Origin of the sequence: Actinoplanes sp. NPDC051470 (genome assembly GCF_040682035.1) — a bacterium.
Classification (GTDB): Bacteria; Actinomycetota; Actinomycetes; order Mycobacteriales; family Micromonosporaceae; genus Actinoplanes.
In genome coordinates, this window is the sequence record NZ_JBFBAA010000045.1 from 1 (window position 1) to 12,915 (window position 12,915).

12 protein-coding genes are annotated in these 12,915 nt (G+C 72.0%); 7 read left to right on the forward strand and 5 right to left on the reverse strand.

The features are described 5' to 3' along the window. Positions 1-88 precede the first annotated feature (88 nt). Positions 89-1,261 carry a cytochrome P450 gene (locus AB0M54_RS43725; RefSeq protein ID WP_364478475.1) on the reverse strand — a complete coding sequence of 391 codons (1,173 nt, stop codon included), beginning with the start codon at positions 1,259-1,261 and terminating at the stop codon, positions 89-91. 88 nt (positions 1,262-1,349) lie between these two features. Next, positions 1,350-3,941, reverse strand: a complete 2,592-nt coding sequence (locus tag AB0M54_RS43730; protein ID WP_364478478.1) for a carboxypeptidase regulatory-like domain-containing protein — start codon at positions 3,939-3,941, stop codon at positions 1,350-1,352. A 200-nt stretch (positions 3,942-4,141) separates the two neighbouring features. On the opposite strand from AB0M54_RS43730, the gene AB0M54_RS43735 reads away from it, so the two are divergent. After that, entirely contained in the window at positions 4,142-5,227 is a 1,086-nt protein-coding gene (locus AB0M54_RS43735) for an RNA ligase RtcB family protein (protein WP_364478481.1), read from the forward strand. 13 nt (positions 5,228-5,240) lie between these two features. Here the strand turns inward: AB0M54_RS43735 and AB0M54_RS43740 are convergent, their stop codons facing one another. Both AB0M54_RS43740 and AB0M54_RS43745 read right to left on the reverse strand, forming a co-directional pair. Beyond that, positions 5,241-5,912 carry a response regulator transcription factor gene (locus AB0M54_RS43740; protein ID WP_364333348.1) on the reverse strand — a complete coding sequence of 224 codons (672 nt, stop codon included), beginning with the start codon at positions 5,910-5,912 and terminating at the stop codon, positions 5,241-5,243. Further along, positions 5,909-7,081: a sensor histidine kinase gene (locus tag AB0M54_RS43745; protein ID WP_364333351.1), complete on the reverse strand. Its 1,173-nt coding sequence runs from the start codon at positions 7,079-7,081 to the stop codon at positions 5,909-5,911. The genes AB0M54_RS43740 and AB0M54_RS43745 overlap by 4 nt, the downstream gene beginning before the upstream one ends. A 119-nt stretch (positions 7,082-7,200) precedes the next feature. On the opposite strand from AB0M54_RS43745, the gene AB0M54_RS43750 reads away from it, so the two are divergent. From AB0M54_RS43750 to AB0M54_RS43770, 5 genes are read left to right on the forward strand one after another with little or no spacing between them, the layout of a single operon-like run. Beyond that, positions 7,201-7,800 (forward strand): VTT domain-containing protein, encoded by a 600-nt coding sequence (locus tag AB0M54_RS43750; RefSeq protein WP_364333354.1) that lies wholly within the window; start codon positions 7,201-7,203, stop codon positions 7,798-7,800. A 13-nt stretch (positions 7,801-7,813) separates the two neighbouring features. Then, complete coding sequence (locus AB0M54_RS43755; RefSeq protein ID WP_364478484.1) at positions 7,814-8,998, forward strand: glycosyltransferase; 1,185 nt, start codon at positions 7,814-7,816, stop codon at positions 8,996-8,998. Beyond that, complete coding sequence (locus AB0M54_RS43760; RefSeq protein ID WP_364333360.1) at positions 8,995-9,663, forward strand: DUF998 domain-containing protein; 669 nt, start codon at positions 8,995-8,997, stop codon at positions 9,661-9,663. The genes AB0M54_RS43755 and AB0M54_RS43760 overlap by 4 nt, the downstream gene beginning before the upstream one ends. After that, positions 9,663-10,349, forward strand: coding sequence for a DedA family protein (locus tag AB0M54_RS43765; protein ID WP_364333363.1), 687 nt, complete (start codon positions 9,663-9,665; stop codon positions 10,347-10,349). Before AB0M54_RS43760 ends, AB0M54_RS43765 begins: the two co-directional genes overlap by 1 nt. A 23-nt stretch (positions 10,350-10,372) precedes the next feature. Continuing rightward, entirely contained in the window at positions 10,373-10,852 is a 480-nt protein-coding gene (locus AB0M54_RS43770) for a response regulator (protein ID WP_364478487.1), read from the forward strand. 88 nt (positions 10,853-10,940) lie between these two features. Here the strand turns inward: AB0M54_RS43770 and AB0M54_RS43775 are convergent, their stop codons facing one another. After that, positions 10,941-11,714, reverse strand: a complete 774-nt coding sequence (locus AB0M54_RS43775; RefSeq protein WP_364333369.1) for an SDR family oxidoreductase — start codon at positions 11,712-11,714, stop codon at positions 10,941-10,943. A gap of 408 nt (positions 11,715-12,122) precedes the next feature. Between AB0M54_RS43775 and AB0M54_RS43780 the strand changes: the two genes are divergently transcribed. Continuing rightward, complete coding sequence (locus AB0M54_RS43780) at positions 12,123-12,911, forward strand: NAD(P)H-binding protein (RefSeq protein ID WP_364333372.1); 789 nt, start codon at positions 12,123-12,125, stop codon at positions 12,909-12,911. Positions 12,912-12,915 lie beyond the last annotated feature (4 nt).

Genomic DNA, 12,915 nt, shown 5'->3' on the forward strand with positions numbered 1-12,915 from the left:
CATAAGTCACCGCTTCAACCAAGACCCATCCCACGCCGCTTCGCGCCGCGGGATGCTGCCGCGTATCTGGTCACGGTCGATTTTCGAGTTAGAGGGTGACCGGCAGGTCGTGGAGGCCTCGGAGGAGCAGGCCGGGGCGCCAGGACAGTTCGGAGGGCGGGACGGCCAGGCGGAGGTCGGGGAAGCGGTCGAGGAGCTTGTCGAAGGCGATCACCGCCTCGAGGCGGGCCAGGGGCGCGCCCAGGCAGTAGTGCAGGCCGTGGCCGAAGCCGATGTGGGCGTTGGACGGACGGTCGAAGCGGAGCTCGTCGGGGGCGTCGAAGCGGGCCGGGTCGCGGTTGGCGGCGGCCAGCGCGACCAGCACCACGTCGCCGGCGCGGATCTGCTGGCCGGCCAGTTCGAAGTCTTCGGTGGCGACGCGGCCGGTGGAGAGCTCGACCGGGCCCTCGTAACGCAGGAACTCCTCGATCGCGCCGGGCAGCAGGCCACGGTCGGCGCGCAGCCGCTCCCAGCGGTCGCGGTCGCTGAGCAGCAGGTAGGTGCCGTTGCCGATCAGGTTGACGGTGGTCTCGTGGCCGGCGATGAGCAGCAGGAACACCATTGAGGTGAGCTCGTTCTCGGTGAGCCGGTCATCGCTGTCGCGCACCGCGATCAGGCCGGAGAGCAGGTCGTCGCCGAGGTTGCCGCGGCGGTACTCGATGAGGCCCCGGATGTAGCCGATCAGCGACCCCATGGACGATTGCATGCGTTCCGGGCCGGTCACCTCCGAACCGGACACGATGTCGTTGGACCAGGAGCGGAACTTGTCCTGGTCTTCCGCGGGGATGCCGAGCAGCTCGCAGATCACCTGGATGGGCAGCGGGAACGCGAACGCGTCGATCAGGTCGACCCGGTCGTGTGAGCTCATCGCGTCGAGCAGGGCGTCGGTGATCTCCTCGATGCGGGGCCGCAGCGCCTCGATCCGCCGGGTGGTGAACGTGGCCGCGACCAGCTTGCGCAGGCGGGTGTGGTCGGGCGGGTCGGTGGCCAGCATGTGCCGGCTGATCGCGGTGTCGACGGCATGCGACTGCGGGCCGCGCGGCGCCTTGGACAGCCGCGGGTCGGTCAGCGCCTTGCGCGCGTCCTCATAGCGGGTGACCAGCCACGCGTCGAAGCCGCGGGGCATGCTGACCCGCCGGATCGGGCCTTCGGCCTGCCACTCGGCATAGACCGGATAGGGGTTCGCCGCGAACAACGGGTCAGCGAAGTCCTGCTGGGTCATGGCGCGTCCCCTCCGAGTCGGTAAACGTCCGTTCACACGCTACCCCGCGGCGGGCGGGCGTCCAGATTGGAGGCCCGCCCGCGACGGGTCAGCCGATGGTCAGGTCGAGCCGCTTGGCGCCCTCCGCGGGAACGCTGACCGGGCCCTCGTGCTGCCCGGCGGCCTTGGTCACCGGGTTGGCCAGGTGCCAGTCGATGGTCACCGGCCGGCCGCCGATCACCGTGAACTCGTAGTCGCCGCCCTGACCGGGAACGTCGACCACCGCGAGCAGGTCACCGCTGGCCACGTTGCGGGCCTTCAGCCGGCCGCCGCTCCACGCCGGACCGCCCGGCTTCACGGTGACCGTGCCGCTGACCGTGGTGCCGGCCGACAGCGCCATGTCGTAGGGGGTGGTGGCGCCGCTGGTCAGCGCGATCGTCTCGGCCTGGAAGCGGTTTCCGGTGGCGCCGGAGAACTGCCGCGGCAGGTCCCAGGCCGGGGTGAAGAGCAGCGGCCACGAGTACGGCCCGAGGTCGCGCAACGTGTATCGCCCCTGGTTGTCGGTGGTGGCGAGCGGGGTGCGGGCGGCCCCGGGGAGTTCGTGGGCCAGGACCCCGACGTTGACGCCCGCCACCGGCTGCCCGGCCGGGTCACGGACCACGCCGCTGACCGTGCCGGCCCGGTCGAGCAGCGCCGTGCCGGCCTTGATGGTGTGGCCGGCCCTCACCCGGAACTTGGTCGCCTCGCGTTGGTCGCCGGTGCCGCCCTCGGGGGTGTACCACTGCGACCCGGACGAGCTGGTGCCCCGGACGAACAACTGGTAGACGCCGACCGGCAGGGCCGCGGTGGTGGCCTTGCCGTTCCGGTTGGTGCAGGAGGAGCCGGGCGTTCCGGTGCCGGTTCCCACCTCGACCGCCACGATGCACGCGCTGTCGAACGGCGCTCCGGTCGCCCGGTCGTGAACCTCCAGGTGAAGCCGGCCACCGAGGGTCACCGGCACCGTCACCCGGGTGTTCCCGCCATCGGTGACCGTCACCGCGACGTCGCGGGTGACGAGGTGGTCCTTGTCGCCGCCTCGCGGGGTCAGCGTGAGCAGGGTCGGGCCGGCGGCGAGGCCGGCGGCGGTCACGGTCGAGCCGGGGGTGCAGTATTCGCCGGACTTCGCGATCACGGTGGCGCAGAAGCCGGTGACCGGCGCGCCGGTCTCGGCGTCGACCGCGGTGACGGTGACCGCGCCGCCCCGCTGCCAGGCGGTGTCCACCGTCGCCGTGCCGCCGGACGAGGTGGTGACCAGTCCGCCGTCCTGGGTCAGCTTGCCGGTCGGGTTGGTGAGCGTGAGCCGGTAGGTCTCCGGGAACACACCGTTCATCCGCCAGGTGCCGTCGGGGCCGGTGGTGGCGGTGTAGCCGAGCGTCACGCCGTCGACGGCGGCGTCGGCCCGGACCTTGATGCCGGGCAGGGGCTCGCCGGTCGGCAGGGTCACCGTGCCGGTGAGGGTGCCGCCGGCGGGCTGGTAGGCCCAGATCTGCTTCCGCTTGCCGGGTCGCACCTTGACCCGGGTGGCGTTCTCGATCCGGACCGTGCCCGGCGCGTAGAAGGTGGTGCCGGCGCCCGAGGTGTAGCCGAAGATGTACTCGCCGGGAAGCAGGGTGTTGAAGTAGTTCCGGCCCAGCGTCGTGCCGCGGGTGGAAGCGATCAGCTCACCGTCGTGCCAGACGCCGAACGTCCACCGGGACAGGCGCAGGCCCGGGGTACGCAGCGCCACCCTCAGCTGGCCGGTCGGCCGCATCCGGTCGTGCAGCCGGGTCGGCCGCCCGGCCCTGACCTCGAAGATCTGGGCGTCGGCGCGGTCGATCTGGCCGGGCACCCACTGGTAGGAGGCGATCCTCACCTGCCAGCGGCCGACCGGCACGGTCAGGCTGAAGGTGCCGTCGGCGGCGGTCTGCCCGCCGACGAAGTTCGTGCCGTCGACCTGGTAGGCGTACACCGTCACCGGCCGGGTGGTGCGGTTGATCTTCCCGGTCAGCGTGCCGGTCGGCAGCAGACTCTCGTCGATCGTCAGCCGCTCGCCGGCGGTCAGCGTGAAGGTGGTGGCGGCCGGCGCGCTGCCGGCGTCGTGTCCCCATTGGGTGAGGGAGTTGGCGTTGAACGAGATCGTCAGCGGGCCCGCGGGCACGCCGGCGACCGCGTAGCGCCCGTCGTCGTCGGTGCGGGCGGCCAGGTACAGCTGACCGAACGGCGTGGTGATCGAGGTCGAGCCGTTGGTGACCGGGGCGCCGGCGGCGGTGGTGAGCCGGCCCTGGACGGTGCCGGTCGGGACCTTGCGCTCGTCGATGACCGTGGTCAGGCCGGGCACCACGGTGAAAAGCCCAGCCTGGGCCTGCGGCTTGCCGGGGGCGTACTGGGTCACGCGCTCGTGGGTGAAGGACACCGTGATCGGCCCGGCCGGAACGCTGTTGAGCTGATAGCGGCCGCGCGCGTCGGTGGTCGCCGAGCTGGTGCGGCCGTCGAACTCCGGGCTTCGTGAGGTCACCGACGCGCCGGCGATGGGGGCGCCGGCCTGGTCGGTGAAGACGCCCCGGACGGTGCCGGTCTCGGGTGACGGCGCGACGATCACGTTGGCCGCGGCGGCCGGCGTGGTCGGCGCGACGAGGATCAGGCCGGCGGCGAGCAGGCCGGCGGATAAGAGTCTTCTGAGCATGCGAGTCGAACCCCCGCTGGGTGATGGTCCACTGAGGATCCGAGCCTATGCGAGAACGCTCACCGGGGAGGCCCCTGTGGATGAGCGGAAAATCGATTGCCGGTGGTGATCACGTAGGGCATCGTTTTCGGCATGACGTTCTGACGGAGCACCCACGCCACACACCGCCCGTCCCGCCCGCTTCCAGGGAGAACGTCGTTTTGTCAGTTCACCTCCTCGCGTCCTCGTCCAGCTGGATCGAGTCCGACGCGGTCGCTCAGTGTCACCAGGTGGCCGCCCTCGACGGCATGCTGCACGTCGCCGGGATGCCCGACCTGCACCCCGGCAAGGGCGCCCCGATCGGCGCGGCCATGCGCTCGCGGGTGCTTTATCCCTTCCTGGTCGGTTCCGACATCGGCTGCGGCATCGCGGTCTTCCCGGTCGGCCTCAAGCGGGCCGTCCCCGAGAAGCTGGCCGCCCGGTTCCCCGACCTGGACCGGGCCGTCGACCCGGCCGAGGTGGACGAGGAGATTCCGGCCGGACACACCGACAGCCTGGGTACGGTCGGCCGGGGCAACCACTTCGTCGAGCTGGCCCGGGTCGACGCCGTGCTCGACGCCGTCCACGCCGAGCGGGCCGGCCTGGCCTGGGGCGACCTGGTCCTGATCGTCCACAGCGGTTCGCGCGGGCTCGGCGAGCGCATCCTGCGCGCGCACACCGAGACGCACGGCGCCGGCCCGGCCGAAGATCCGGCCGCCTACCTGGCCGCGCACGACGACGCGGTGCGCTGGGGTTCGCTGAACCGCCGCCTGCTGGCGGCCCGGGTCGGCGAGGCGATCGGCGCCGACATCGGCGAGGCGGTCGTCGACGAGTGCCACAACCTGGTCGAGGTCCTCCAGAACAACGAAGACGACGGCCACTACCTGCACCGCAAGGGCGCGGCCCGGGGCGACGGCCGGGACGTGCTGATCGCCGGCACCCGGGGCACACCCTCGTTCCTGGTCGCGGCGCACGCCGGTCCGGAGGCGAACTGGTCGGTGGCCCACGGCGCGGGCCGCAAGATGTCCCGCTCCGACGCGCTGACCCGGGGCAAGGCCAAGCACACCGTCGAGGAGCTGCGCCGGACGCCGGTCGGGTCGCTGGTGGTGTGCGGCGATCGGCAACTGCTCTTCGAGGAGGCGCCGACGGCGTACAAGAAGATCGAGCGGGTGATCGACGATCTGGTCGCCTTCGGCCTGGCCACGCCGATCCTGAGCACCCTGCCGCTGGTCACCTACAAGACGGCCGAGAAGGGGCGGCGGCGATGAGCGCGCACCTGCCCTAACGGCTGCCCGGAACCACCAGACCGGACTCGTAGCCGAAGACCACCGCCTGCACCCGGTCGCGCAGGCCGAGCTTGCCCAGGATGCGGCTGACGTGCGTCTTGGTGGTCTGCTCGGCGATGAACAACTCGGCCGCGATCTCGGCGTTCGAGCGGCCCAGGGCGATCAGCCGCAGCACCTCGCGCTCGCGGTCGGTCAGGCCGTTGAGCTGGGTCGATCCGGTGGTGGCGCGGGGGCGGGCGGCGACGAAGTTCTCGATCAGGCGGCGGGTCACGCTGGGCGAGAGCAGGGCCTCGCCGCCCGCGACCACACGTACGGCCTGGAGCAGCTCGTCCGGCTCACTGTCCTTGAGCAGGAAGCCCGAGGCGCCCGCCCGCAGCGCCTCGTAGATGTAGTCGTCCAGGTCGAACGTGGTCAGCATCAGCACCCGCGGGTGGTGGCCCTCGGCGCGTTCCGGCCCGAGCAGCGCGCTCGTCGCGGCCAGCCCGTCCAGGACCGGCATGCGTACGTCCATCAGCACCAGGTCGGGCCGCAGGCCACGGGTCTTGTCGATGCCGGCGCGCCCGTTCTCGGCCTCGCCGACCACGGTCATGTCGTCCTGCGACTCGAGGATCGCCCGGATGCCGACGCGGATCATCGACTGGTCGTCCACGATCAGGATCCGGATCACGCCACCCCTCCCACCGGCAGTCTCGCCGCCACCCGGTAACCACCCTCGGGCAGTGGGCCGGTCTCCAATGATCCACCAAGCATGCGAACCCGTTCCCGCATGCCGTGGATGCCGTGCCCGCCCGGCGCCGGGTCGTTCTTCGTCTCGGTCGGGTCATTTCGGATGACCAGCGACAGAGCGCCACCATCGAACGTCACCGACACGTCGGCGGCTGCCCCCGGCGCGTGCCGGATCACGTTGCTCAGCGACTCCTGGACAATCCGGTAGGCCGCGGCGGCCACTGTGTCGGGGATATCCGGGATCACAGACATCGTCAGATCGACGGGTACGCCGGCCAGCCGCGTCGACGCGGCCAGATCCTCGATCCGGTCCAGCCCCGGCACCGGCGCCAGCGTCGCGCCGCTGCTCTCGTCCCGCAGCACCGACAACAGCTGGCGCATCTCCCGCATCGCCGACCGCGCGTTCGCCGCGATCCGGGTGAACTCGGCCTTCGACTCCGGGTCGGCGTTCTTCAGCCGGTACGACGCCGACGTCGCCTGCATGTGGATGACCGACATGCTGTGCGCGACCACGTCGTGCAGTTCGCGGGCGATCCGGGTGCGTTCCTCGGCGACCGCCCGCTGACTCTGCTCGACCGCCACGTCCCGGCGGGCCTCGGCCAGCTGCCGGCGGATCCCGGACCAGTGCCGCACCACCATCGCCGCGATCAGCAGCAGCGCCGAGTCGGTGCTGTAGATGATCATCGTGACGTCGGCGTTGCGGGCGGCCATCCCCCGCGAGTCGAGCACCCCGATCAGGATCAGCATCAGCGAGCTGGCCCACCAGGCGACCATCCCGGCCCGCCAGCTGTGCCGGGCGCCGACCAGGCCCACATGCAGGATCAACGCGATCATCCCCGGAATCGTCAGCGGCCAGGTCAGGCCCGGGTTGACCGGCATGGCCAGGGCGAACGTCGCCACCCCGGCGAACTGGATCACGGTGGCCTCGACCGGCCGGCTGAGCGTCAGCGGGATGGCCACACCCTGCGCGGTCGCGGCCACGAACGAGATGAGCAACGGCACGTCGTACGCCGACGCCGCGATCGGCACGGACACGACCAGCACCGCCACGCCCAGCGTGCCGGTGACGAACCACCAGAGCAGGGTGGGCGACGGCCGTCGCATCCGCATGTCAACCACTACCTGACCGTACCTAGGGGTGAAGAGGCGTCACGTCACTCCGCGGTATGGGTGCGGATGAAACCCCGGAGGGACGCGAGGGGTACGGCCTCGAACCCATAGTCACCGCCATGGATGTGGCACAGGTGCTCTGGAACGCGGTGGTCGACCACCCGTACACCCTGCTGGGACCGCTTGTGCTGGCCGAGGGGCCGGCCGCGACGGTGCTCGCCGGGTCGCTGGTCGGCGCCGGTCTGGCCGCGTTCTGGCCGATCCTGCTGATCGTCGTGGTCGCCGACGTGGCCGCGGACAGCGCGCTCTACCTGCTCGGCCGGTTCGGCACCCGGCCACGGATCGCCCGCCTGCTGCGCCGGCTCGGGCTGACCGAGAAGCGCCGGGTACGGCTCACCGGCGCCGTCGTGGACAACCTGCCCAGGGTGGTCGCCGGGGCCAAGGCGATCGACCTGGCGGCGATACCCGCGTACCTGGCCGCCGGGCTGGCCCGGATCCCGTACCGCCGGTTCGTCGGCTGGGTGGGCCTGGCCAGCGCGATCCGGGCCGGGGTGCTGATCGGCCTCGGCGTGATCTTCGGACGGCAGGCCGCCGACCTGCTCAACTCCCCGGCCACGGCGATCGCCTGCACGGTGGGGCTGGCCGTCGTCGTGACCTCGATCCACCTTCTCGTCCGGCGGTGGGCCGGGCGTCGATTTCGAGTAACACCGGCTCTCTGAGGGGTTTTCTGACATGCGCATTCTCATCGCTGCCGACACGTACGCACCCGACGTCAACGGCGCCTCCTACTTCGCCCAGCGTCTCGCCCACGCGCTCGTCCCGGCCCACCAGGTGCACGTCGTCTGCCCGGCGACGTCGGCCGAGAGCCGCACCGTCTTCGTCGACGGCGTGGTCGAGCACCGGGTCCGGTCGCTGCCGGTCCTGCGGCGCAAGGGATTCCGGTTCTGCGCCCCGGTCGGGCTGGTCACCTCGGCCCGGAAGATCCTGGAGTTCGTCCGGCCCGACGTGGTGCACGCGCAGAGCCACATGCTGCTCAGCCGGGCCGTCATCACCGCCGCCAACGAACTCGGCATCCCGGTGATCGCCACCAACCACTTCATGCCCGAGAACCTGTCGCACTACCTGCCGGTGCGCGGCGCACTGCTGGAGAAGGTGGAGGCGTGGGCGTGGCGGGACTGCGCCAAGGTGTTCACCAAGGCCGACGTGGTGACCGCGCCCACGCCGTACGCGGCCGCGCTGGCCGAGCGCAAGGGTGTGCCCGGGCCGGTGCTGCCGATCTCCTGCGGCATGGACCTGTCCCGGTTCCGGGTGGGCACGCCGGCCGCCGCGTTCCGGCTCAAGTACCGGGTGCCGCAGCGGCCGACCATCGCCTACGTCGGGCGCCTGGACAAGGAGAAGAACCTGGACGTGCTGGTCCGGGCGCTCCCCATGGTCCGCCGCAGGGTCGCCGACGCCCAGCTCGTGCTGATCGGCCAGGGTGACCAGCAGCACCGGCTGGAGGCGCTGGCCCAGCGGCTGGGCGTGGCCGACGGGCTGATCTTCACCGGCTTCGTGGCCGACGCCGACCTGCCCGCCGCCTACTCCGCCGCCGACGTCTTCGTCAACGCGGGCACGGCCGAGCTGCAGAGTCTCGTGGTCCTCGAGGCGATGGCGGCCGGTCTGCCCGTCCTCGGCGCCGACGCGTCCGCGCTGCCGCACCTCGTGCACCACGGCCACAACGGCTTCCTGTTCCCCCCGGGCGACCATGACCGACTCGCCGAGCACCTGACAACCGTGCTGTCCGACCACCACAAGAAGGCCGAGATGGGGGTACGTAGCAGAGCGATCGCCGAGCGACACGACGTGGCCACCACCGTGAAGGAGTTCGAGCGCCTGTACGCGCTGCGGACCCAGCCGGCCGTCCTGGAAGCGGCATGACGCCGCTGGTGATGCTCGGCCTGGCGGTGTGCGTCGTGGCCGGGGTGAGCCTGCACCTGGTGGCCAACCTCGACCCGGTCAACACGATGCTCAGCGACGCGGTGGTGTCGGTGCCCGGTGCGGTGCTGCTCGGCATCGCCTGCGCCGGGCTGGTCGCGGTGGCGGGTTCGCTCGCCGTCGAGGCCGCCCGGCACGGGCCCTGGCGCCGGCTCGTGCCGACCCTGCTCGGTGTGTGGTCGGCCGCGCTGGCGGCGATCGTGGTGTTCCCGACCAACCCGCCCGGGATGCCGGTGGACACGGCGGCGGTGATCCACCGGTACGGGGCGGCGATGCTTGCGGTCGTACCCCCGGTCGTGGGTCTGCTCGTGGCCCGCACCCGCCGGCTGCGGATCGCGGCCTGGACCACCGCCGGGGCCGCCGGGCTCTTCGGCCTGCTGCACGGGCCGGCGGTGCTGCTCGGCGAGGACGTCGTCCCGTACGCCGGCCTCACCGAACGCGTGCTCTTCGCCCTGATCCTGGTGCTGCTGGCGCTGACCGCACGCGAACTTCGACCGCTTACGTCCGTCTCCGCTTCGCCTCATGGCGATCGGCCGGTAACCGCCCTGTCGCCCCCCGCAACCACGATGGTGCCGAACGCACCCCCGACGATCGCCGAGGTGGCGTGATGGTGGATCTGCTCGCGATGATCGAGCCGTGGATGACGTCCCCGTGGATCTACCCGATCACCGCGGGCATGGCGGCGGGCGACGTGCTCTTCCCGGCCATCCCCGCCGAGGGCGCGGTGATCGGCGCCGGGGTCTTCGCCGCCTCCACCGGCACACCCAACATCTGGCTGATCATGGCCGTGGCCGCGGTGGGGGCCATCGTCGGTGACCACATCTCGTACGCGATCGGCCGCAGTGTTCTGGGCCCGCGCCTGATCGGCCGCTCCCGCCGCCTCGCCGCGGCTGTGGCCCACATCTCCCGGCAGCTCGACAAGCGCGGCGGCTCGATGATCGTGGCGTCCCGGTTCATCCCCGGCGGGCGCACCGCGGTCACCCTGGCCAGCGGCACGGCCGGCTACCCGCTGCGCCGCTTCACCCGCGCCACCGTCCTCGGCGGCGTGCTGTGGGCGGCCTACAGCGGCGTGATCGGGCTGCTCGGCGGCACGGCGTTCGCCCACAACCCGGTGGTCGGCATCCTCGCCGGCGTCGGCCTGTCCCTGCTGATCACCGGTGCCGTCGAGGTCGTCCGCGTACTGATGAGACGGCGGGCCGGCCGCACCAGCCCCACCGACCCGGCCAACCTCATTGACCACAAGCCCTCAGCGGATTTCGCGGACGTGCCGAACAGTCCTGCTGTACGGCTCTAGCTTTCTCTGATCGGGGATCCGCCATGGTTACAGTGCTCGTCGCCGACGACGACGCGGACCACCGCGAGCTGATGGCGCTGTCGCTGCGGCGGTTCGGCCACGAGGTGGTCGCCGCCGCCGACACCGGCCACGCCTCCGACCTGATCGCCCGCGGCGGCATCGACGCGCTGCTGCTCGACGTCCGCATGCCCGGCGAGTCCGGCATCGACTTCTGCCGCCGCCTGCGCGTCTCGCCGGCCACCGCCGCCCTGCCCATCATGCTCGTCACGGCCGACGTCAACGACCACCGCATCCTCGCGGCCATGGAAGCCGGCGCCGACGACTACCTGACCAAGCCGTTCCACCGCTCCGAACTGGCCACCCGCCTGGACAACCTGCTGCTGCGGCGCACCACGGCACCCGGCCGCTCGGCGTCCGCGGCCACGGCCGCGATGCTGGCGGCGCGGCACTCCATCCACCAGGCGCCCGCGCGACCGTCCATGCGCCTGAGCCGTGCTTCATGACCCGGCCAGGGCATCGGCGTGGCCCAGAGCGCGCCTGACGGCAGGTGTTGTATGTCGGTGTTCCGCGGCCGACGGTTATGAAACACGCTCAGCGGGCTGACCACCCACCATCGGAGGCGATGGTCTGGCCGGTGACCCAGGCCGCCTCGTCGCTCAGCAACCAGGCCACCAGCTTCGCCGTGTCCGACGGCGTGCTCCACCGCCCGCCCGGCGTGAGCGCGGTGACCTCGGCACGGGTCGCGGCGTCGGCCCAGCCGGTCTCGTTGGGACCCGGGTTGACACAGTTGACCGTGATGCCCCGGGGAATCAGATGCACCGCGAGGCTGCGGGTCACCTCATGCAGGGCCGCCTTGGACGCGATGTAGGGCAGCTCGCCCGGCTGGGCGCCGTGATACTGCCCCGACGTGAAGAACAGCACCCGCCCGCCCGGCCGCGCATCATCATGCTGCGCGGCGAAGGCCTGCGTCAGCAGCAGGGTCGCGCGCGTGTTGACCGCGTAGGTGACGTCGAGCTCGGCGGCGGTCAGCTCCTCGAGCGACTGGCCGAAGCCGCGGGCATGGTTGGCGACGACGGCGTCGACATGGCCGAAGGCCTCGCGGGCGGCCGTGATCAGGGTTGCCGGCGCGCCGGCGTCGGCCAGGTCGGCTTCGAGATGGGCGACGTCGCCGCCGGCCGCCCGGAGCTCGTCGACCAAGGCGTTCGGGGTGTCGCCGCCCCAGGGTTGCTCGGCGTCATAGGGCGTCCACGAATGCAGGAAGACCGAGGCGCCGTCGGCGACGGCCCGGCGGGCGATGGCGGCACCGATGGCGATTCGCCGACTGGCGCCGGTGACGAGCACGACGCGGCCACTCATGGAAGACATCAGCCGATGATCCCCGACGCGGCGCTTCCGCGTTGTCCACAGCCTGTGGACAACGCCGCGAGGGCGGCGGTCGGAGGTGCTAGCTTTCCTGCCCACCCAGTGCCGGGGTGGGGGAGGCGGCGGCTCGTCGATGCGCGCAACCCACCCACCACCGAGGTGGGCGTTGGCGGCGGCGGCGCGGGGCGGGCTGGGCGGCGACGGGCGGGCAACGAGGGGCGCGGCGGCCGCGCGGGGCCTGGCGAGGACCGGGACGCGGCGGTGGAGCTGGGCTGCGGCGAGGGCCGGCGGGGCGTGGGCGGTGACGGGGCTGGGCGGTGACGGGGCGGGCGGAGGCGGGGCGGGCGGAGGCGGGGCGGGCGGGGGCGGCGCGGTTGACTTGAAGTGAGCTTGAGGTGTGAGGGTCTCGGCATGATTCTCGTTACGGGTGCTACCGGGAACGTGGGCCGGCATGTTGCCGTGGGGCTGGCTGAGCGCGGGGCCGAGGTGCGGACCTCCAGTCGCGGCGGTGGGGATGTGCCGGCTGATCTGAGTGACCCGGGCCGCCTCGACCAAGCGCTCGACGGGGTTGACTCCGTGTTTCTCGTCTGGCCGGGACCGGCCGTGCCCGGGATCGCGGAAGCCGTCGCCACGATCACCGCCAGGGTGCGGAAGGTGGTCTATCTGTCGGCGGCGGGGGCCGAGCACGGGTTCTGGGGTGAGGTCGAGAAGGCGGTCGAGCACTCCGGGGTCGAGTGGGTGTTTCTGCGGCCCGGCGGGTTCGCCACGAACACGCTGGGGTGGGCGGGGATGATCCGGGATGACGGGGTGGTGCGGTGGCCGTACGGGGAGGCGCGGCGGGCGTTGATCCATGAGCGGGACATCGCCGACGTCGCGGTCACGGCGTTGCTGAGCGGGGCGCTCGACGGGCGGCGGCCGCATCTGACCGGGCCCGCGAACCTGACGCAGGTCGAGCAGGTGCGGCTCATCGGGGAGGCGATCGGGCGGGATGTGCGGTGGGTCGAGTTGCCGCGGGAGGACGCGCGGCAGCAGTTGCTCGCCGAGTGGGGGAACGAGGGGTTCGTGGACGCGTCCCTGACGTACTGGGCGTCCCTGGTTGGAACCGGCGAACCGGTCACCGAGGACGTTGCCCACATTATCGGGCGCCCGGCCCGTGCGTTTCGCGACTGGTGCAGCGACCACGCCGCGGATTTCCGGTAACACT

What these genes read in the sequence shown, in the direction of transcription:
- AB0M54_RS43765 (WP_364333363.1), top strand. Translation starts at nt 9,663, where the DNA reads ATGGTGGATCTGCTCGCGATGATCGAGCCGTGGATGACGTCCCCGTGG.
- AB0M54_RS43770 (WP_364478487.1), top strand. Translation starts at nt 10,373, where the DNA reads ATGGTTACAGTGCTCGTCGCCGACGACGACGCGGACCACCGCGAGCTG.
- AB0M54_RS43745 (WP_364333351.1), bottom strand. Translation starts at nt 7,081, where the DNA reads ATGCGGATGCGACGGCCGTCGCCCACCCTGCTCTGGTGGTTCGTCACC.
- AB0M54_RS43760 (WP_364333360.1), top strand. Translation starts at nt 8,995, where the DNA reads ATGACGCCGCTGGTGATGCTCGGCCTGGCGGTGTGCGTCGTGGCCGGG.
- AB0M54_RS43725 (WP_364478475.1), bottom strand. Translation starts at nt 1,261, where the DNA reads ATGACCCAGCAGGACTTCGCTGACCCGTTGTTCGCGGCGAACCCCTAT.
- AB0M54_RS43780 (WP_364333372.1), top strand. Translation starts at nt 12,123, where the DNA reads ATGATTCTCGTTACGGGTGCTACCGGGAACGTGGGCCGGCATGTTGCC.
- AB0M54_RS43775 (WP_364333369.1), bottom strand. Translation starts at nt 11,714, where the DNA reads ATGTCTTCCATGAGTGGCCGCGTCGTGCTCGTCACCGGCGCCAGTCGG.
- AB0M54_RS43730 (WP_364478478.1), bottom strand. Translation starts at nt 3,941, where the DNA reads ATGCTCAGAAGACTCTTATCCGCCGGCCTGCTCGCCGCCGGCCTGATC.
- AB0M54_RS43755 (WP_364478484.1), top strand. Translation starts at nt 7,814, where the DNA reads ATGCGCATTCTCATCGCTGCCGACACGTACGCACCCGACGTCAACGGC.
- AB0M54_RS43750 (WP_364333354.1), top strand. Translation starts at nt 7,201, where the DNA reads ATGGATGTGGCACAGGTGCTCTGGAACGCGGTGGTCGACCACCCGTAC.